The organism is Pseudoalteromonas sp. AOP7-A1-14, from assembly GCF_052376275.1.
Classification (GTDB): domain Bacteria; phylum Pseudomonadota; class Gammaproteobacteria; order Enterobacterales; family Alteromonadaceae; genus Pseudoalteromonas.
In genome coordinates, this window is the sequence record NZ_JBQSVO010000006.1 from 17,461 (window position 1) to 36,619 (window position 19,159).

Annotated in this window: 23 protein-coding genes; 5 read left to right on the plus strand and 18 right to left on the minus strand. The window is 46.8% G+C overall.

Going from position 1 to position 19,159, the window contains the following annotated elements; translation table 11 throughout:
- Positions 1–38: 38 nt before the first annotated feature.
- The 17 genes from ACT3RM_RS02065 to ACT3RM_RS02145 all read right to left on the minus strand — a co-directional run bounded on the left by ACT3RM_RS02065 (position 39) and on the right by ACT3RM_RS02145 (position 14,454).
- A complete protein-coding gene (locus ACT3RM_RS02065) occupies positions 39–1,256 on the minus strand; it encodes an SUMF1/EgtB/PvdO family nonheme iron enzyme (RefSeq protein ID WP_444511307.1) in 1,218 nt (405 codons plus the stop codon).
- Complete coding sequence (locus ACT3RM_RS02070) at positions 1,253–1,831, minus strand: phage tail-collar fiber domain-containing protein (protein WP_024604929.1); 579 nt, start codon at positions 1,829–1,831, stop codon at positions 1,253–1,255. The genes ACT3RM_RS02065 and ACT3RM_RS02070 overlap by 4 nt, the downstream gene beginning before the upstream one ends.
- On the minus strand, positions 1,828–2,538 hold the full coding sequence (locus ACT3RM_RS02075; RefSeq protein ID WP_444511308.1) for a hypothetical protein: 711 nt from the start codon (positions 2,536–2,538) through the stop codon (positions 1,828–1,830). Before ACT3RM_RS02075 ends, ACT3RM_RS02070 begins: the two co-directional genes overlap by 4 nt.
- A complete protein-coding gene (locus ACT3RM_RS02080) occupies positions 2,531–3,679 on the minus strand; it encodes a baseplate J/gp47 family protein (protein WP_444511309.1) in 1,149 nt (382 codons plus the stop codon). The genes ACT3RM_RS02075 and ACT3RM_RS02080 overlap by 8 nt, the downstream gene beginning before the upstream one ends.
- Positions 3,669–3,995 (minus strand): DUF2590 family protein, encoded by a 327-nt coding sequence (locus tag ACT3RM_RS02085; protein WP_004589628.1) that lies wholly within the window; start codon positions 3,993–3,995, stop codon positions 3,669–3,671. Before ACT3RM_RS02085 ends, ACT3RM_RS02080 begins: the two co-directional genes overlap by 11 nt.
- On the minus strand, positions 3,995–7,375 hold the full coding sequence (locus ACT3RM_RS02090) for a phage tail tape measure protein (RefSeq protein ID WP_444511310.1): 3,381 nt from the start codon (positions 7,373–7,375) through the stop codon (positions 3,995–3,997). Before ACT3RM_RS02090 ends, ACT3RM_RS02085 begins: the two co-directional genes overlap by 1 nt.
- Before the next feature lie 4 nt (positions 7,376–7,379).
- Positions 7,380–7,568 (minus strand): DUF6890 family protein, encoded by a 189-nt coding sequence (locus ACT3RM_RS02095; RefSeq protein WP_425607974.1) that lies wholly within the window; start codon positions 7,566–7,568, stop codon positions 7,380–7,382.
- Positions 7,544–7,831 carry a putative phage tail assembly chaperone gene (locus tag ACT3RM_RS02100; protein ID WP_010553474.1) on the minus strand — a complete coding sequence of 96 codons (288 nt, stop codon included), beginning with the start codon at positions 7,829–7,831 and terminating at the stop codon, positions 7,544–7,546. The genes ACT3RM_RS02095 and ACT3RM_RS02100 overlap by 25 nt, the downstream gene beginning before the upstream one ends.
- 2 nt (positions 7,832–7,833) lie before the next feature.
- Positions 7,834–8,454: a hypothetical protein gene (locus ACT3RM_RS02105; protein WP_444511311.1), complete on the minus strand. Its 621-nt coding sequence runs from the start codon at positions 8,452–8,454 to the stop codon at positions 7,834–7,836.
- Positions 8,454–8,903 (minus strand): phage protein, encoded by a 450-nt coding sequence (locus tag ACT3RM_RS02110; RefSeq protein WP_002960021.1) that lies wholly within the window; start codon positions 8,901–8,903, stop codon positions 8,454–8,456. Before ACT3RM_RS02110 ends, ACT3RM_RS02105 begins: the two co-directional genes overlap by 1 nt.
- A gap of 8 nt (positions 8,904–8,911) precedes the next feature.
- The gene (locus ACT3RM_RS02115; protein ID WP_444511312.1) at positions 8,912–10,012 is read right to left on the minus strand and encodes a DUF2586 domain-containing protein; all 1,101 of its coding nucleotides are present in this window, start codon (positions 10,010–10,012) and stop codon (positions 8,912–8,914) included.
- A gap of 22 nt (positions 10,013–10,034) precedes the next feature.
- Positions 10,035–10,667, minus strand: coding sequence for a phage virion morphogenesis protein (locus ACT3RM_RS02120; RefSeq protein WP_222713714.1), 633 nt, complete (start codon positions 10,665–10,667; stop codon positions 10,035–10,037).
- Positions 10,660–11,133, minus strand: coding sequence for a phage tail protein (locus tag ACT3RM_RS02125; RefSeq protein ID WP_444511313.1), 474 nt, complete (start codon positions 11,131–11,133; stop codon positions 10,660–10,662). Before ACT3RM_RS02125 ends, ACT3RM_RS02120 begins: the two co-directional genes overlap by 8 nt.
- Complete coding sequence (locus ACT3RM_RS02130) at positions 11,130–11,567, minus strand: head completion/stabilization protein (RefSeq protein ID WP_444511314.1); 438 nt, start codon at positions 11,565–11,567, stop codon at positions 11,130–11,132. The genes ACT3RM_RS02125 and ACT3RM_RS02130 overlap by 4 nt, the downstream gene beginning before the upstream one ends.
- Before the next feature lie 107 nt (positions 11,568–11,674).
- Positions 11,675–12,415: a phage terminase small subunit gene (gpM, locus tag ACT3RM_RS02135; RefSeq protein ID WP_444511315.1), complete on the minus strand. Its 741-nt coding sequence runs from the start codon at positions 12,413–12,415 to the stop codon at positions 11,675–11,677.
- A 77-nt stretch (positions 12,416–12,492) separates the two neighbouring features.
- On the minus strand, positions 12,493–13,530 hold the full coding sequence (locus ACT3RM_RS02140; protein ID WP_444511316.1) for a phage major capsid protein, P2 family: 1,038 nt from the start codon (positions 13,528–13,530) through the stop codon (positions 12,493–12,495).
- A 42-nt stretch (positions 13,531–13,572) separates the two neighbouring features.
- Entirely contained in the window at positions 13,573–14,454 is an 882-nt protein-coding gene (locus tag ACT3RM_RS02145; RefSeq protein WP_444511317.1) for a GPO family capsid scaffolding protein, read from the minus strand.
- Positions 14,455–14,646: 192 nt separating this feature from the next.
- Between ACT3RM_RS02145 and ACT3RM_RS02150 the strand changes: the two genes are divergently transcribed.
- Genes ACT3RM_RS02150 through lysC form a run of 5 tightly spaced genes read left to right on the plus strand, consistent with a single transcriptional unit; the run spans position 14,647 to position 18,457 of the window.
- Complete coding sequence (locus ACT3RM_RS02150) at positions 14,647–16,431, plus strand: terminase large subunit domain-containing protein (protein ID WP_444511318.1); 1,785 nt, start codon at positions 14,647–14,649, stop codon at positions 16,429–16,431.
- A complete protein-coding gene (locus tag ACT3RM_RS02155; RefSeq protein WP_444511319.1) occupies positions 16,431–17,495 on the plus strand; it encodes a phage portal protein in 1,065 nt (354 codons plus the stop codon). The genes ACT3RM_RS02150 and ACT3RM_RS02155 overlap by 1 nt, the downstream gene beginning before the upstream one ends.
- Entirely contained in the window at positions 17,492–17,818 is a 327-nt protein-coding gene (locus ACT3RM_RS02160) for a phage holin family protein (protein ID WP_002960036.1), read from the plus strand. Before ACT3RM_RS02155 ends, ACT3RM_RS02160 begins: the two co-directional genes overlap by 4 nt.
- The gene (locus tag ACT3RM_RS02165) at positions 17,818–18,234 is read left to right on the plus strand and encodes a hypothetical protein (RefSeq protein ID WP_444511320.1); all 417 of its coding nucleotides are present in this window, start codon (positions 17,818–17,820) and stop codon (positions 18,232–18,234) included. The genes ACT3RM_RS02160 and ACT3RM_RS02165 overlap by 1 nt, the downstream gene beginning before the upstream one ends.
- Entirely contained in the window at positions 18,188–18,457 is a 270-nt protein-coding gene (gene lysC, locus ACT3RM_RS02170; protein WP_444511335.1) for an Rz1-like lysis system protein LysC, read from the plus strand. The genes ACT3RM_RS02165 and lysC overlap by 47 nt, the downstream gene beginning before the upstream one ends.
- A gap of 14 nt (positions 18,458–18,471) precedes the next feature.
- Here the strand turns inward: lysC and ACT3RM_RS02175 are convergent, their stop codons facing one another.
- Positions 18,472–19,032 carry a hypothetical protein gene (locus tag ACT3RM_RS02175; RefSeq protein WP_444511321.1) on the minus strand — a complete coding sequence of 187 codons (561 nt, stop codon included), beginning with the start codon at positions 19,030–19,032 and terminating at the stop codon, positions 18,472–18,474.
- Between the last annotated feature and the right edge of the window lie 127 nt (positions 19,033–19,159).

Consider the following 19,159-nt stretch of genomic DNA (forward strand, 5'->3'; position numbering starts at 1 on the left):
CCCGCGCTATCGCGCGGGGTTCAAATTTCAATAACCAATTACGCAAAGAAAGCGGGACGAAAACCGAGATTACTGACCGCATGCGAACGCGCATAGCTCAGATGGAGCGCGCCCAGCCCAGCGCTCGAGCCAGTGTTCCAGTTGCCGCCACGTATCGGGAATCGAGCGCCATAATTTCGACAGCTGATGTAACCGCCAACCGTGGTTGTTGATTCTGACTCAATTAACAAGCGGCGTAGTAGCTCAATTTTGCTGTAGTCGAGCGCTTTTTCGATTGCTGCAAAATGACTATTTGTTAAATAAGGGTTGTCGTGCGCATCATTACCCACTGGGCCATTACGATTTGTAACGCTGTTACTAAGCTTTGGAGATCCAGCGCTGCCGGTGCCTTCTGTGTTTGCCGTTGGCGAATCTAAAAACGCTGTGTGCTTGTTCCAGTTTTCTTCAATCACCGCTGGGTTATTGTCGAGCGTAGTAATGATCTGCCCTTCTTCTAGCATCATTTGGTCTAGCCATTCCCACACGTTACCTACTAGGTCTTGGATACCCCATTCTGTGTGGTCGTGCGACCATGTTGCAGGGCCTTTGCCTGTGTCGGTTCTGCCTGTGCCTGATGTATCGCCTGGCAAACCGTTGTCGCTACGACGTGCTGTTTCTAATTTGTTTTCGTGGCTGCGGCCGTAGTTTGTATTGCCGCGCGGCACCGTGCCATTTGCGTAAGACCACAGTGCAATGAATGCCCACTCGTGAATGCTCATCATGTGCCAGCCTTCGCCTTTGTTATTGCATAGCGCTTTTGCTGTATCGTAACTAACTGATGTGCGCGGCTGTACACCACCGATAACACTGCAGCCGCCATTTGCTCCGGCTGATGCTAGGTATTTAGGAATCCACACTTCGCCCAATTGAACGCCGTTACGCATAAACATGGTTGGAATGCCTGTGCCTAGGTTTAAATCTATGCTGTATCTTTCTTGTATTCCTGCCGCAAGCTCTTCATATGTTGCAGGTGAAACGGCTACCATTATGTTTGGGTTGCCTTGGTCGTCGATGATCACTTTGTTGCGGCCGCCTGATGCGTGCTCGATTGCCTTGCGGTAACCGTCTGATGCAACGATTTCCATTTCGCTTGCTTTGGCTTTTACGAACTGGTCTAGCTGCGTTGTTTTGCTATCGATTTCGGCTGCTTTGCCTTCGATTGCTGTTGTTAGCTGGTCGGCTGCGGTTACTAGCTGGTTTATTTGCGTTACGCTCATGATAGTTCCTTGCTGAAATTGCTGAAGTTTTTATTTAAAAAGTAATTGCGCACAGTGCGGCGCATGTTGTTTATTTGTGCCGTTGCATTGCTGGTTGCTAACAGTGTTAGCGCGTCAATTTGCGGGCTGTAGTCGAACATCCACGATTGCGCTGGAATGGTAATGCGCGCTAGGGCTGCGGCTGCCGCAAACTTTAAAACGAACGAGCGGTTGTGCACGTTGTTTACGCCTTGTCGCTTTCGCTGCAGCGGTAGGTAATCGACTGCTAGCAATGTGCCGTCGCGGGTAACTAGGCCAATCCAGTTGTAATCAAAGTCGCCGATGTCTTGCTCTAGCACTACTGCCCATGCGACTGTGTTTGCATCAACATAGCCTGACGTATCTATGTTGCGGCGGTAAACTATTTGTGCGCCGCCCGGCATTTTTTCGTTTGGGTTGCGGGTTGCTTGCTCGTTTAGCCCGGGTATATTTGCAAATACTAGCTCTGTTACTTCAAGCCCTTTGTTTTGCAGCGTTGCTGTTGTTATGTATGCCTTGCCAGCATTGGTCATTATGCCGGTTATTGCCTGATTCATAGTTGCTCCTTGGCGGTGCTTATGCCGCCGTCTTTGCTTAAAAACCCATAATGCTGGTGCGCGGTAATGTTGTGCTGCACATCAATGCTTGTTGCTTGGTGGCGCGTGTTGCTTGTTAGTGCGTCTAGCCCTAAAAAGCTATGAACTACGCCGTGATCAATGCCAGTTATTGCGTTTATTTTTGTTGCTGAGCTAACGTAGTTGTTATCCCATTGCACATGCGTTATGCCAAGGCTTAGCGATACTGCTGCCAAGTTATGCACTGTTAGCTCGTATCGGCGGCATGTTCGGCCGTACAACTGTATTAGCTCTGGCAACAGCTCGTATGCGCTTGCTAGCGTTGAGTCGGTCATGTCTATTGCAATAATATCCCAGTCGCGCCCCTCTATTCGCTCGCGCACATTTATGACCTGGAGATCCAGCCGGTTAAAAATGTCTTTTATGGTTGCTATTTCTCCGGCGTCAATTGTATTGACTAATGCGTGCTGTACGCGCTTGCGGTAGAGGTCCAGCGGCTCACTATCTAACCGCTGCGTTAATCGCTCCCACGCTAGCAGGCCGAGAACTGGCTCTTCGTTTTGCAGCTCGTCTTTTTGCTGCACAGCCCACATAACGTAGTTGCGCGACTTGCTCCAATACCCTGTAGCCGCTTTTACAAGCTTTTCTGCGTAGCCTTTGTTTAGCCATGTTGCTATTTGGTTAGCCATTTTCGACCTTAGTTACTGTTAGCGATGAAAGCACGGGTAGCCAGTTAGCGGCGGTTATGTCGTCAATGTCGAACTTGATTGACTGCAGTTCACTAAATTGCGCGTGGCACTCTGCAACCAGCTGGCTAACACTGAACACACATTGATGCGCTACGCGGGTGGGTGCGTATGCTGCATTTTGCCTGAACGCTGCTTGTATAAATGTTGTTAACTCGCTTTGTATGTCTTCGCTTTGCGAGTGTAGCTTGTATGTTGCTGTTACATTAAACCCAGTGGTTGCCATTGCATACACTATAAAGTCGTCGCCCAAGCCGTGATGCCCTGCGGTTCTTATGTGCTGATTAATTGCCCCCAGCAAAGCGGTTGGCACTGCGCCTATGTCTAGATATATGTAGGCGTTTGCTGTGCCTGGGCCGCGCGGCGCTCCGGTTTGAATATAGATGTTATCTATTGGCACGCCAAAGCTTGCAATTATTTGTTTGTACACTGCGTTAATGTGCCAGCGAGCGGCGGTTCCAAACACGTTGCGTATGCGCAAGCGGTAATGCTCCGTGCTTTCTGTGTTTGCCCCGGGCTTTATTAGCCAGTCTTGGTTGTTAGTTACTGTTACGCCTTCTTGCTGATCAATAAAGTAGCGGTATGCGTTTGCTGGCAAGTTATATGCTGCGCCCTCTTCTTGTGCTTGCGCTAATGCGTACGCCGTGCTTTGACCTGCTGCAAAATGCACATCTTGCATTAGCGTTAATTTATATACTTGCTCGCCTAGCACGTCGGTAGCAATTTGTGCACCGGCGGTAATTGAGCTTTCTCCGGCAGTGTTTTGGCGCGTGAACGTGAGTATGCCTTGAGCCGCTACGCCCGCCTGAATGAATACGTTGCGCGCGGGGCCGTGCTTTTCTATTAGCGCGTCGCGGCTGGCGGTCATGATAAATAGATTTGGCATTAGTTGCTGTGCAACCCAGTTTAATAGCTGCACTAGCGGCTTGGTGATCAGCGCTTCAACGGTGCGCCAAAAGGGGCTAAACGGTGAGTTATTAGCAACCTGTATGTTTTGCTCTTTTAGCTGTGCTTGCCATTGCTCTGCTGCTGATTGCTCGTCCATTGGCAAGCCTGCATTTTGCATCATTGTTTTAAAGTTCATTGCTGCTCCCATACTGGCGCGTTTGTGCGTTAATGCTTAATGTGCCGTCGTCGTTGCGGTGCACTTTTATTGTGCCTGGTTTTACGCGATTGTCTTGCTCGGTTAGTAATTCGAGTTCGGTTAATATTGGCTCTATTGCGTTTTTGTTGCGCAGGCCAACAAGCTTGGTTAGTAAGCCGCTTTCTAAAATGCGGTGCTTTATATCCTGGCTTATTACGTCTGCTTTTTTAAACGTGCTTGGACTTAGCGAGTCGTTAAGCATAAAGTCGCCGTCTTGTATTTCTAGGTCTATGTGTAGCGCTATATCAAATTTCATTAACCTGCTAGCTCCATCATTTGTTCAAAGCTTTGCGCTAAGTCGTCTGATTTAAAGTTTACGTTCTCAATGCTTATATGCTTGCTGCTGTCACTGCTATTGCTGTTGTTATTTGTACTGTTGCTGTTGTTAGTTAGGCTTTGCAGGTAAGCCGACTTTTGCAGCTTAGGCTTATATGCAGTGGCCTGTTGTTCTGCGCTAATTTGCTGTGCTTTTTCGGCGCTGTTGCTGGCTGTGTTAGTAATTACCTGATCTGTTTTTACGCTGGGTAATGCTGGCTCTGGTGCTGCACCTTGGTTAACGCTTACCAGCTGCGCTTGCTTAGGGTTATAAACAGGCGAATTTGCCGAGTTAGCAATATTGTTACTTGCAACCGTAACTGCTTTGTTTTGCGTGACGTTAGTTGCGTTGTTGATTGCCGTTGCCGCATTGTTTTGCGGGGCGCTCACTGCGCTGTTATTTACTGCGCTGTTTTGCTCGCTTGGGAATGCATTGTTTATTAATGCCTGGCTGCGGGCTTGCGCCTGTAAATTTAACGGTGCGGTGCTGTCGGTTGGCACTGCAGGTAAGCGCTGGCTAGTAAATTTAAATGCATCGTTTGCGGCTTCACGCTCAGTCATTGCTTTTGGTTGGGCAGCTATGTCCGCTGACGCTAAGCTGTTTTGCGTAGCGTTATTTACACTGCTATTTACCGCTGCTAATGCCTTCGTGCTAGTTGCGCTGTTAGTTACCGTTGCCGCATTGTTTTGCATGGCGTTAGTTGCGTTGTTGATTGCCGTTGCCGCATTGTTTTGCGTGGCGCTAGTTGCGTTGTCGATTGCCGTTGCCGCATTGTTTTGCGCGGCATTAGTTGCGCTGTTTGCTGCCGTTGCCGCATTGTTTTGCGTGGCGTTCACTGCGCTGCTAGTTACTGCGCTGTTATTTACTGCGTTGTTTTGCTCGCTTGGGAATGCATTATTTATTAATGTCTGGCTGCGGGCTTGCGCCTGTAAATTTAACGGTGCGGTGCTGTCGGTTGGCACTGCAGGTAAGCGCTGGCTAGTAAATTTAAATGCATCGTTTGCGGCTTCACGCTCAGTCATTACTTTTGGTTGCGCTGAATAAGCAGGGTCGTTTGCTGCTGCTGGGCCTGCTAATGCCTGCGTGCGCGGCTCTTCGGTTTCAACAATTGCTGTTACTTTAGGCGCTGCATAATTTACAGGACTGTTTGGCGCTATGTATTGCGAACTTGCTTGCTGAGCTGGCGCGCTTGCTTTACTGATAACGCTTTGCCCGTAGTCGCGGCTGTAAGCTTGGTCGGCACTTTGCATAACCGATGTGCGAGGCTGAACTGCTTGGGTTACCTGCTCAACTTTGTTTGATACTTTTGCTGGCTCGTCGTCTGAGAAAAACGAGATAACCGAGTTTAATACGCCGTTGTCGGCGATGGCTGAAATAAAGCTACTTACGCCGTCAAATATTCCACTGATGCCGCTGGCTATGCCGCCGAAAAAGTCGCCCAAAAAGCCGAACGTTTCGGTTAAATAATTTATTAGCGATTCAATTATGTCGACTGCGCTTTGCCAAATTCCGGTGAAAAACCCTGATACAGAACTCCCCATGCCTGAGAAAAACCCGGTGATGGCGCCGCCAAAGCTGGACAGTAAATTACCCACATACGAAAACGCTGAGCCTATGGCGTTAACCATGCCCATAACCACGCTGCTGATTGCTGAAAATGCGGGTGCAAAAAAATCGTACACTCCTACGGCTATTGTTTTTATTAGCCGCCACACCAATTGCAGTGGCAGCGTTAGTAGATCGAACGCAACTTTAAGGTATTTAAACACGGTTGAACTTTCCGCCCACTCATTAAATGCGGCGGTTATGTCGTCAAAATAATAGATAAGTGCGGCAACAGCGGCGATTAATGCAACAGCTGCTATAACAATCCACGTTAATGGGTTTGCCCAAAGTGCTGCGTTAAATAGCCAGGTGGCCGCTTGGCCTGCAAGCATAACCGCTTTAAATGTACCCATGGCAATAGCGGCCGCGCCCATGGTAGCTATAAGCGATAAGAACCCTGCAACACGCAGTGCGATTAATGCGCCCTGCCATAGCTTAGTTACTATTAGCTGTGCATTGGTTAGCGTTATGCCAATGCCTGTTGCAAAGTTATATAGCCCCATGGCAAAGGTGGCTATGCCGAATGCGGTCATTAGCGCAACTACGCCCACCACTGCGGTTGCGATCACGCTTGATAAAAATGGGAACTCTTCGGTTAGCGAAACGATGCCCGCAAACATTGACGCAAGCACTTCTACAAATGGCTCTACCACTGGCAACAAGCGGTTACCCATTGCTGTGGCTGCGGCATTAAATGAACCGCCCATTCTATCCCATGGGCTTGCAATGATGTTTGCCATTTCTGCCGCTTTGGAGTTGTCTTGCACGCCTTCGAAAACAGCAATGCCGTCTTTTAATTTGTCTACTTTGGTGCTTAGTACGTCGACTGCTTTTGCGCCCTGTTTGCCAAATATTTGCGTTAGCACATCGCCACGCGCTACAGAACCCAGCGATGAAAGTCGGTTATTAATGCGCCCTAGCACTACGTCTATTGCAAGCATGTCGCCGTTGTCGTCGGTTAATTGAATGCCTAGCGACTGCTGCGCCTTGCCAATGCCCTGCAATAACGATGCGGCTTGCGTGCCCGCAACCGAACCCGACTTAGCAACTAGCTGTAACTCGCCCACTAGGGCAAATTGCTGGGCTGAGCTTAGGCCAATATTTGTTGCAGTTGCGCCAAGGTTTGAAAACGCCGCCTGCATTTCTGCACCGGTGGTTTTGTAAAGCTGTACTGCGGTGGCGGTTTGGCCTGCTATTTGGTTTACCCAATTAGACTTGCCCATTTTGTTGGCTGTTTTTTCAAATATGCCATACATGGTGCCCATGTAGCTGGTAATGGTGGCTGCGTCGGCTTTGGTTGCTACCGCTAGTATGTTTGATGTTTTAGTAAATTCTGATAGCTCATCGCCCGTTAGTCCGGCAATGGCTGATTGAATATCGTATGCACTGCGCACAAACTCGGCAGAGTTGCCACCAAATTGAAAGCCAAATTCGTATGATGTTTTAGTTAGTTTTTGCAATGCGTCGTCGGCAACGCCCAATGATTGCACTTCGCCCAAGGCGGCAACGTGATCAATTGCGGGAGCTAGTGATTTAGCTAGTGCGTAACCACCACCAACGGCCGTGGCTGCGCCGCGCATCATTTGATCTTGCGCGGCGGCTGTTTGCTGGCTCAGCTGATTAATTTTAGCCATGACTTTATTAACCGGACCCGTCACTTTGTCGATGATGCCGATTGAATAATTAAGCTTGTCTAACTTGCTGAGCGTGGCCATTACATTACTCGCTTAGTGCTTGGCATATGCCGTTATTTACAGCAACTACAAAGTTTTCTTGCTGCTGCGTTTCGAGGTATAGCGCTTGCGCTAGACTCTCTTGGGTTGCGGTAACCGCGCCAAAATACTTGGCGTGGTATGCCTGTAGCTGATCTAACCGAGACTTGCCTATTTGCTTGGCTCGGTCTTCGATTTTTTTACGGTGAAATTAAACTCCGGTTGGTATTCTTCAACAATTGCACCCACTAAAAATAATGCGGCGCCTGGCTGTTGCACTAGCTCTTTTAGTTTTTTAGCGTCTTCTTGCACTACTGTGTTTAATACAAAGTTAGTGGCTGGCTGCACTTTGTTGTTTGGCTGCGTAGAGTTAATGTATTTGTTGTAGTCTGCTGCGTTTACGTTAAATGTAATTTCGCCTACCGGTGTTTCTAATGTGATTTTTTTCTCGAACGCCATGATTATTTACTCGCTTTAATGTCGGATTGATTTAGTAATGTGTATGTAAAATACGGGCCGTACTTGGCTGCTGATTGGTCACACAAATTAATGAACTCGTCAAAGTCATTTGGGTTAGCTAGCACTTGGCAACCTGCAGACCATTTATCAACTTGGGTTGATGTGGTTTTGCTGTTTGCTCGGTGGCAGTTAATACCAAAGTAACCCTGCTGTAACTCGGCTTGTGGTGTGACTTCCGTGTCTAACTCGGTGTTTTTGTCGTTGTCGCGCAGGACAACAACAGGTTTGTGCTGCACTAGGGCGCGGTATTTGCCCTGGTGATAACCCAACTTCCATAGGCTTTTATGCTGCCCTGCAATTAGGACCGCTGTGCCGCTTACGTTCATTGGGTTTTGACGCCAGTAAATACCGGCGTCGGTGGTTGCTTTATACTGCTTTAATTGCCATTCGCCACTTTGCTGATACAGCACGCAAATAACATCGTTAAAGGTATTGGCGCGCGTGTTGTTGTGGCGAATACCTATAATGTTTAGGTTTAATTCGCCCTCGAACACGCGGTAGCCGCAGGCCTTTAAAGTGCTAAGCAATGTTGCGGCAGTTAGTTTGCGAATGGCTTTGGTCATTACAAGTCTCTCACTTCATCTGATGTTAGGTACGGCACGCCGTTGATTTTTACAAAGTCGGGACTGGTGATCGGACACTTAATTGATGTTGTGTCTTCTTCGCCGCCGTCGGCTTTGATGTTTAAAATTTCGTCTAGTTGCGGTAGACAGCCAAACGCTTCAATGTTCTTTTTGCCTGCTGCTACTTCGGCGTTAAATGCTACGTCGAACGGCTCAATGCCTTTCCAGCTACCTGCCTTTGCCGCTTGCGCTTGCACAATTAGCCAGTTTTCGTGGTCGAGCTTTAGGGTTACTTCGCCCTCCACGTCGCCGTCGATAAAGCCTTTTGGTACGCCACGCACTTTTTTAACTGTGCGGCCGTCGGTGATTTTTACGGTTGCTTCGATTACGTGCACCATTGAGTTACCAATGAAAATATCGAAGTCTTTACCGCCTAGTACTTTTTGCATGTTCGCTCCTACTCTGCGTTATCTAACATGATGCCAACTATGATGGTGTTGGGTGAATCGATTGGCTTAACTTTGAGAACGACTTGCAATGTAGTTGCGTTCATAAACGTTAGGCTGATGCTGTCGTCTTTTGGCGTGTCGATTAAGCCCGGGAACTTGTCGGCACCAATGTTAATTGAGCGCGCCATTTCGCGTAGCGGTTTGCCCATGATGCGCTTACCAAATTCAATGCCGCTGGCACTGTTGTTTAGGCGGCGGTTTTTAATGTTTTGAATGGCAATAATGCGCACGTCGCGTGCGGCCTTGTCGACAATGCGGCCTGTTTCGATTTGCTGAAAGTCGCCGCCTTCGGCATCTAACATGTTTACGTCGCCAAAATATGTGCCGTCAAAGTCTGGGTAAAACTGTGTACAACTAAAGCGCAGCGCGTCTAGTGCGGCTGTGGTTGAGTTGGTTAACGGTTTGCCTGCGGCATCTACCGGATGCGGCATTAGTGACATTGCACCCGTAAGAACTCGCATTGGGCTATCTGCAATAGTGACTGCGCTTTTGCATAAACGCCCAGTTACTGCGCCTAGCTCGTCGCCAAATAACAAAGGAATAACAGCTGTTTGCGGTGCTACTACGCCTTCGGTTATTGGCTGCAATGCGGTTACTAAGTCTGACCAGTTTTGTAGCTCGGTTAGCCCAGGCGCTGCAACTAAAAAGCGCACGCGGCGAGCAAGACTTGCTAGTATTTCAAGCGCTTTAGCTTGATAGCTTTCTACTTCTGCTTTGCCTGTTACGGGCGTACAAATAACAATGATTTCGGGACTTACGTCTTGATCCATTGCTTCGTCAATAAGTGCCATTACGTCGGCGTCGATTGCGTGCGCTATTGCATAACCACTTACTAGGTCGTCGCCGTTGCGCTGCCATGCTTTAACTTGGGTTTTTAACGGTGAGTCGGCTACGCCAAACTCAGTATCAAAGTCGCTTTGTGCATTAATGGGTAGAATTTTGCCGTTGCTTTCGGCTGCTTGGCCGATGAACAATACGGTGCGTTCTACCTGTTTTGTAGCGCCACTGCCTGTTTGAATGGCGGCAACGGATACTTTACCTTGTGCCATGGTCGTTCCTTTTTTGCTTGCGCTACGCCACTTGCATAGCTTTGTTTAAAATAAAATTCATTTGCTCTTTTTGTTCGGCCATTGTTTGCCCCAAAAAGGAGCGGGCCGGTAAATCAATTTTCCATGCGCTCTTGCCTGAGCTGCCCTTTAATTCGCGCAGTAAAAACCCTGCTTGGTTAATACTTAAATTGTTTGTTATCCATTTAATACTTGGTCGCTTGCTGCCCTTGCCTTTGCCGCGCGGTATTTTGTAACCCTCGCTTATTAATGCTCTGGCTAAGTTGCGCGTGGCTGGGCCTTCTTTATTTTGTGCGGCACTGCTTTTGGGCTTACCTGCATCTAGGCTTATGCCCTCTTGGTGGGCGCGGGCTATTTTTCCGCTGTTGCCACCTTTAAAATATACGCTTGCGCTATTTGCGCCGTAGCGCACTTTCATGTTGCGCTTTAGCTTTGTTAGCATTTTCTTTTTTTTGCCGTTGGCGCGGCCTTGCCACCTTTTACCCGCTAAATCACTTTGCCTGGTGATCCGCTCTTTACTGCTTTTGTTTGCCGCACGTATTGCACTGCGCAATATGTTGCGGCGCTTTTGTGGCTTGAGCTGTAAAAACGCTAGCTGCTCTTTGCTGCGGCCTTCATCAAACTTGAGATTAAGCACGGCTCACTTGGCCTTCAAGTGTGAACGCTTCGGCTATCCATAGGCTTTGCTCGCCAAAGTCGTAACGGTTGCCGTTAAATTCAAACGGGCCGTTGGGCGCTTGTATTAGCTCTATGTCTTCGCAAAGCTGCTTTATTATTAGCTCTACTTCGTTGCTGTTGTCGTCGTTAACGTCGGCGCTAAATTCAATGTCGGTGCTGTCGTATCGCCCGCCGTTGTTTTGCAACCAAAACGATGCAAAGGCACAAATAAGTGCTGCGGGCGCTGCGCATGGGTTTATGCTGATCGCTCCTGAGTAATAAAACCTTGCTGCCAATAGGCCGTTGCCGTTAATGGTTTTGCTGCTTGGCTCTATGCGGCCGCCTTCTATCCAGCTGTCGAACTGGGTGCTTAGCGCTAGGTTGCGGCCTTGGTATTCTGCGGTTGCTAAATGCTGCTTAAGCTTTGCTATTTTGCTTTGGCTCATAGTAGCTCTACCGTTAAATTTGGGCTTAGGCCTTGCAGCTGGCGCATGGCGTTTATGCTTTCTCTTAACCAATGTTCGTGGTTGTCTATTGCCGCTTGGCTTTGTGCTGTTGCGCTGTCGCGGTGCGTGCTGCCTAGCTTTGATACCAGCAAACTGGCTTTTGCTTTGCTGTAAACTGCGCGCTTATAAAACAGGGCTTGCGCGGCGCTTAACGCTTGGCCATTGGTAAGCTGTGTATTTGCTAGCTCTTGGTTAATTTCGGCCTGCGCGTAAAGTAGCTTTTCTAGTAGTACGTCGCTTTTGCTGGCGTACTCTTGGGCTATTGCATAGTGCTCAATAAAATGGGCGGTGCTTAGCGCTGGGTAATAGCCGCTGGCTTCAATGATCACATTGACGCTTTGTAAATCTGCCTGTGGCATACCGCTTAAGTTCATATTGCACCTGTAAAATACACACATTAAATTGGGTGCGGGCGCCACTTAGTCACGCGCGTTAAGCAAGTAATGCTAACGTTGTGCTAAGTTGCCCGCTGGCGTTGGAGCTAGTTAGCGGGTTGCTGCTCTGGCTCCGCTGGTTTAAACATTTTTTGCAATTCTTTTAGCAGGGTTTTAACGCCTGCTTTGTCGTTAATTGATTGGGCCATTTCTGCAAAGTAAAGTGCGCTACCTAAGTTGAGCTGTGCTTTATTTACTTTTGCAGCTATTGCGTAAAGCTTGCCGCCCACTACTTCTAACCCTGCCCAGTCTTGGTTTTTAACTACGAAAATTAAGCGGCGCAGTGTAAAGTCAATGTCGCACAGGCCTTGTTGGTGTGATTCGGCAAGGTAGTAATTTGCGTCGTCGTAGAGCTGGTCGATAACGAACGCCGCCCAGTGCTTGGTATTAAACACGGTTGGCAGTGGTTGCTTTTGCTCGATCATTAATGGCAATAAGCCCATTACTGCATCCCAGCGCTTTAAATCAACTAGCCAAATAAACACCCACGCCAACACTTTGTTGTGGTGGTTTTGGCCGCTTAGGCGGTATTGGTTTATGTAGCCTAGGTAGTCTTGGCGCTCTAGCGCTTCTGATTTGTATGTTGCTTTGTCGCTAATGTCGGCAAATGTTTTTAATTGAGCCAAGTCGGATTCTATAGCTGCTGCATAAAGCTGGTACTCGGTTTGCGTGTTTACGGTTGCTGGCGCGTTGGCTTGAGTGGCGTTAGCCGCTGCCGTTGGCGCTTTATTTTCAGTGCTTGTTGGCACTGCTTTAGCTTTGGCTAATGATTTTTTGAAAAGGCTCATTTAAAAATACTCGCTAATTGTTAAAAAAAGCCGCCCCGAAACTTGGGATAAAAGGGCGGCTTGCTGCTGCTAAAAAACTATTCCCAGCCGGTGCCTGCTTTGTTTGGCAGTTTTACGTTGGCTGATTCGAAGTAGGCTACTTTTTCGAGATCTTCGATGTAGTAACAGTCGTTACGCGATAGGTAGTCTTCTACGCGTTTCTTTTTTGGGTTGTCTTCTACGTGGGTGCGGGTTGATCCTGATTGCACGTAGTGACTTAGGTTGTCGAAACTTGTTACTAAAATGCCGCGCGATGGGAAGAACGGAATTTTATAGCTGGCTAAGCCGCCATACGTTTTAATGATTTGCTCAAGTTCGATTTTGGTTTTTTCGCTTGGCGTGTGCGACTGCTTTGCATACAACTTGTTTTGGTCGTTTGCTAGTAGTTCTTCGCCAATGATGGCAACCATGTTTACGCGCTTGTGCTCTGGTACTGCTTGCAGTGCGTCGAACACGGCTTGGTCTAGGTTTTCGTAATCGCCACCGGCACCAATGCGAATTTCGTCAACGGTTGCGCCTTCGCTAATTGCGCGCTCTGGTGCGTCGCGGCGAATGAGTTGTAGCCAGCCGATGTTTACGTCTTGCAGCATTGTGTTGGTTGCTAGGTTTGTGGTGTCGGCAGCTGATGTACCGTGAAAGCCGATTTTAATAATGTCGAGCGCGATTGCTTGGCGCACGTGATTGCGGTAGCGCTGATGGAAGTCGGGGAACTTTGACCACTGATCCATTTTTGCCCACGATAAATGAATGTCGCATTCTACCGGGTAGCAACGGTATTCGCGTTTTGCTAGGCCTGCTACATCGCGCGTTTGGCGCTCTTTGGTGTCGTCGCTTTCTACACCGGCACGGCCTGTTACGCCACCGTCTACGCTCATCATTACTGATTGGCCTACGATGTCGTCTACTAGTGCGGTGTTGATTAATTGTAGAAACTCTACTGAGTCGTACGTTGCGTCGTATAAGCGCTGCTCAGTTGTTGGCTCTACGTTGAACTGCTCGTTCATTGATGCTACGCCGTAGTTGCTGGCCATGCCTGCAAGTACTGCGATAAATAATTGTTTTGTTCTGGTTTTCATTTTCGTTCCTGCGCTTTGCTAAGTTAAGTTAGGGTGCGGCAATTACAAGCAGTTGCTGTATTTGCCTTCGTCGCCTTCGTGCTCTTCGTCGGCGTTGGTTGTGTCACCCGCAGGTGTTTTTAATGCTTTGGTAAACTTTTCGTTAAGTTCGTCAAGCGCTACTTTTGTGCTTGATAGCTCTTCTTTAAGCTTTGTTAGCTCGGCTGACTCTTCGGCTGGCGGGGCTGTTTCTTCTTCGCCTTCCACTTTAGTGGTTGAGAATGAATCAAGCTTTGTGGTTAGGCCGTCTAGCTTTTTGCCAAACTCTTCAAGCGGTGCGCCGAGTGCATCTTTTAATGCATTGGCTAATTGTGTTTCGTTCATGTCGGGTTCTTCCTTAGTGAATAGTCGTTTGAAAAAGGGTTTTTTAGGTGTGTCGATAGGCTCACATGACCCTAAGTCAACGGTTAATAAAGAGACTTCCGTGTCGCCTGCTTTGCTCTTACTACTGAAATGGATGCGGTCGGTGTAGCAGCTTGCTGGGTAGTCGGTAACTGCTAGGCCGGTTAGGTAGGTTTTGCCAGTGCCCATGAAGTCGCGGCTAATTTCGATGCTAAAATATACGGCTTGGTCGGCTTTGTTTAATGCTACAAACCCTTGGTTGGGTGCGAGCACGGCGTATAAGCACACTACGCCTTCTTCGTTTTCGTATGCTTCTACGCTTACTACGTCACCCAACATGCCGGGTATATCAACGTTGTGTAGGTTTTTAGCGGCCCAGCCTGACCAGTTAAATTCGTGATCGAGGTTTATGCGTGCGCCATACTTGCGGGGGTTGTAGGTTTCTACTATGTCGGCTACGTCTTGCTCGGTGATTTCGCGGCCGTCGACGGTCATGCCAACAGCGGCAATAGAAAGTGGTTTTGTGCGTAGTTGACCTGGCATATAAACAAACCTTTTAAATGTTTTTTAATTAAGCTTTATGCTTTAAAGTAACTGCAGTTTGCACCCTCTTTTTGCACCTTTCCAACTGTTTAACTTTTTGAAATTCCTATATTTAACTTTTAGGAATGGACAGGTTTTTAACAGACAGATTACGCGCTTTATTACTAATACACTGCCGCCATGGATTAATTAATGTGGCGCAATATGAAGGCTAACTACGGACCAGACGTACGCAAAAAAGCACAGGATTTGTATGTTGTTGAGGGCTATACTTACGAGGAAATAGCTGATTTAGCAGGCATGCCAAGTGCGCGCAGCATTAGGCGTTGGTCTGAGTCTGAGAACTGGGCTGACATGTGCCCAACATATAATGCCGAAATGGCGTTTAGCCGCCGCATTAATTTGTTAGCCGATAAAGACAATAAAACCGATGCTGAATATAAAGAGCTAGATTTTTGCACGCGCCAATTATGTGCACTAAATAAAAGCAAGCTTGCGCCTGCCCCTAAGCAACGCGCTAACAACGACGACACTGCTGCTGGCAATAGTGGCGGCAGTGGCAAAAAGTCGAAGAAGAAAAAGAAAAATGATTGCTCTGGCATTACGCTTGAAATGCTTGACGAGCTTAAAGACAAACTTCTTTATCCCCACCAAAAACATTGGTTTGAGAACCAAGATCACCGCGCCCGCTTTATTTTAAAGCCCCGCCAAATTGGGGCAACTTTTTACTTTGCGTTTGAAGCGTTTTACGACGCGGTTATTAATGGCCGCAATAAAATATTTATATCGGCGAGTCGTGATCAGGCTGAGGTATTTAAAGCTAATATTGTGGCGCTGGTGCGTGAGCATTTTAATGTTGAGCTGACCGGTTCGCCAATGGTGCTTAATTTGGCGGGCGGCAAAACAGTTAAGCTTATTTTTAAAAGCACTAATGCGCGTACGGCACAGTCGGAAAGTGGCGACCTATATATAGACGAAGTTTTTTGGATTCCAAAATATAAGAGCTTGCGCGGTTTGGCGCAGGCCATGGCAACGCATAAGCATTTACGAATAACCTATTTTAGTACACCGAGCGTTACGAGCCATGAAGCGTATGACCACTGGAACGGAAAGTGGTACCGCAAAACAAAAGCCTGTAACGACCCTGAATTTGCGATTGATGTTAGCCATAAAAGTTTAAAAAATGGCAGGCTTTGCGAAGATGGCATTTGGCGACAAATGCTTACTGTGTACGATGTGGTTACCAGCGGGTTTGACCGCATTGACATTGGCGTGCTTGAAAACGAGTACAGTGTAGATGAGTTTAATAACTTGTTTATGTGTAAGTTTATTGATGATGCGCACAGCGCGTTTAACCTCAAGCAGCTTATGAACTGCGTGGGCGATTCGACCAAGTGGCCTGACTTTGATTTAGATTGCGAACGCCCTTACGGGTTAAAGCCGGTGGTTATTGGTTTTGACCCTGCGCGGTTTGGCGACAAAGCGAGCGTAGCTATTTTAAGTGCGCCAATGAAGCCTGGCGAAAAGTTTTTGCTGCTTGAAGCAATTGATTTAAGCGGTAATGATTTTGAAGCGATGGCAAGCGAAATAAAACTACTTACCGAAAAATACAACGTTGTGCACATTGGCGTTGATACCACTGGTATTGGTTACGGCGTGTGGGAGCTTATTACTAAGTTTTACCCCAACGCTGAGCCGATACATTACAACCCTATTATTAAAAACCGCATGGTTATTAAAGCAATTAACGTTATTCAAAACCGACGCCTTGAGTTTGACCAGGACGCGGTAAACATTGCTAGCTCGTTTATTAATATTCGCCGCAAAGTTGTTGGCGACCAAATTACATATGCTACTAACCGCACGGCCACTACGGGCCATGCCGATATTGCGTGGGCAATTATGCACGGCTTATTATTTGAACCTCTCGACGGTAATGCCCACAGCCGCCAAACATCTGTAGGAATTGCAGCTTAATGAAACCACGATTACAAGTAAGCAACGGCCAAGCGCCTAATTACAACCAACGAACTGCGGTAACTGATGCGTTTAGCTTTGGCGACCCTGAGCCATGTTTAGACAACCGGCTAACTGATTATGTTGGTGTTTTTAGTGATAGCAATGGCATTTATGCGCCGCCCATTAGTTTGCAGGGCTTAATTAAACTGCTGCGCGTTAATGCCCAGCACGGGCCTATTTTGTATTTTAAGCGCAACATGATTTTAAAATGGTATAAGCCGAACGCGCTTTTAAGCCATCAAGCATTAAGTAAATTTGGCTTTGATTTGTTGTGGAGCGGCAACGCTTATTTGCAAATTATTAGAAATTCGTTTGGGCAAATTATTAAACTGCGACACCTGCCCGCACTGACTATGCGCTATACAAGTACGCGCGGTGTGTATGCGCAATTAAGCAACCGCAGCCATGAGCCTATTTATTTTAATGCGGGCGAAATTATACATGTAAAAGAGTACGACCCCGGCCAAGGCATTTACGGTATACCGCAATATTATGGCGGTATTCAGTCGGCATTATTAAATGAAGATGCGACTTTATTTCGCCGCCGGTATTACAAAAACGGTGCGCACATGGGTTTTATATTTTCAATGGCTGATCCTAATTTAAGCGCTGAAGATGAAACGGCATTAAAAGATGCTATACGCGATAGCAAAGGCGTGGGTAACTTTAGAAGTTTGTTTTTTAATTTTCGTAGCAATAAGGCCGATGCTGAAAAAGCGATAAACATTACACCGGTTGGCGATATATCAACTAAAGATGAGTTTGAGCGGATTAAAAAAATTACGCTTAACGATATGCTAAGTATGCACCGCGCGCAAGAAGCGTTAAGCGGCCAGTCGTCTGGTGATAAAAACGGCTTTGGCGACTTAGATAAAATTACCCGTGCCTATTACAACAATGAAGTTGTGCCAATGCAGCAAGATGTTTTAGGTATTAATAATTACTTGCCTGCAGCGCAGCGCATTGAATTTAAAGAGCCTGAATATTCAGACCTTAACCCAACACCCAAGGAAGACGCATGAGCTGGATAGATATAGTTGAATTTATTAAACAGTGGGGGCAGTTGCTTATGTTGAGCTTTTTAGCGGCGGCTATACAAATGTATTTAAGCCGTAAAGTGTTTACGTTTTTTCATTATTTTATGAGTGTGTTAATTGCTGTTTTTGCCGCGTACTTGGCGGCTATGTTTTGCGAGTGGCGGCAATTTGATGAAAGCTTAAAAACGGGTGTTATTGGTGTAACTGCGTATGCGGCCCCGCACATTTTGGAAGGGATCAATAAATTTATTGAAACGTTTAGCAAAGACCCAAAGGGCTTTATTAAATTAATTAGGGGCGGCAAATAATGGGATGGTTTACTTTGTTTAAATTGCTTAAAAATAATTTTAGCTTTGTTTTAATTGCGGCGGCTTTGTTTGTGGCGGGTGTTTTTTATATTCAAACGTTGCATTTAAAAGTTAGCGTTAACGATGCCGCGTTAGCAAATGCATCGCTACTAAGCGAGGTTGATTTGCTAGAGCAAAACAGCGACCAGCTGTTAGCGACGTTAAACAATGAGCAGTTGCAACGCGAGCGGCTTGAAGCTGAGATTGCAAATTCTCAGGCCAGGCTAAACAGTTTTATGCAAAAAACATCGATGCTTGAGCAAATAAGCAAAAGCAAAACCAAACAACTTAACGATATAGCGAGTAATAAAAATGAAACAGATTGCATTAATGCTGATATGCCTGCTGGGGTTATTGGGTTGCACGCTAACCCCTGAGCCTAAAGAGCGGGTTGTTATTCAAACGAGGTATAAGTATTTACTGCTTGATGATTGGATTGTTGCCCCAGTAGCGCACCCAACTTTGCAGGGCGCAAAATGGAAAAGCCTGAGCAGGTTAGCAATTGAATATAACAGCGCGTTAACGCAGTGCAATTCACAACTGCAAGCGGCCAAAAGTGTGGCTGACAGCAAGCTAGAAAAAACAAGCGCTAGTGACTAGCTAGCGCTTTGGCTTTACAAACCACTTAGTTTGCTTTGCCATTCTTCTAAATTAAAAATACTGTTATCTATTCTTTGTGTAACCTCGTATTTATTATCCGTTATTGGATTTAGCACATCATCATAAATGGCAGCCATATAACAATGCTCATTTTCAGTACTGCGCTTGCTTGTGCCTATATGCTCCACTTCTAGCTCAAGTCTTTTAGCTATCCTGCTGCTATGGTCCTCTAGATCATCGTCGGAATACTCGCGGCTCGCCAGTAAATAATTTAACTCTGCCAACAAAACGCACAGTCTTGCTTTTATTAATTCTAATTTCATATCTTGCCTCTTTGAATACCATTCAATTTCTAGCCCTTGCTCGAACTTCCCTGCTGTAACTTCAAGCCGCTTAAGTGCCCTTGTTAAGTTGGGCCCAGGCACGCCATTAAGTGTTGCTGCATTGGTCTTGCTAATACCGCGAACTAAGTAATCGCTAAGCGCCGATTTTATATCTTCACTGGTGCTTTTACCAAACGACAAAAGCACATCTAATCGCTCTTGGCTTTGTGAGCCTTTATATAAATACTTCATAAATTATTTATCGCTTAAGTGATAATTAATTTATTATATTTCAATATTCAGCAAATGCCCACCTATTTGATCTTTATGCTGTCACTTTGTGTCAAACATTGTCACACTTTTGTCATTGCGATCCTTT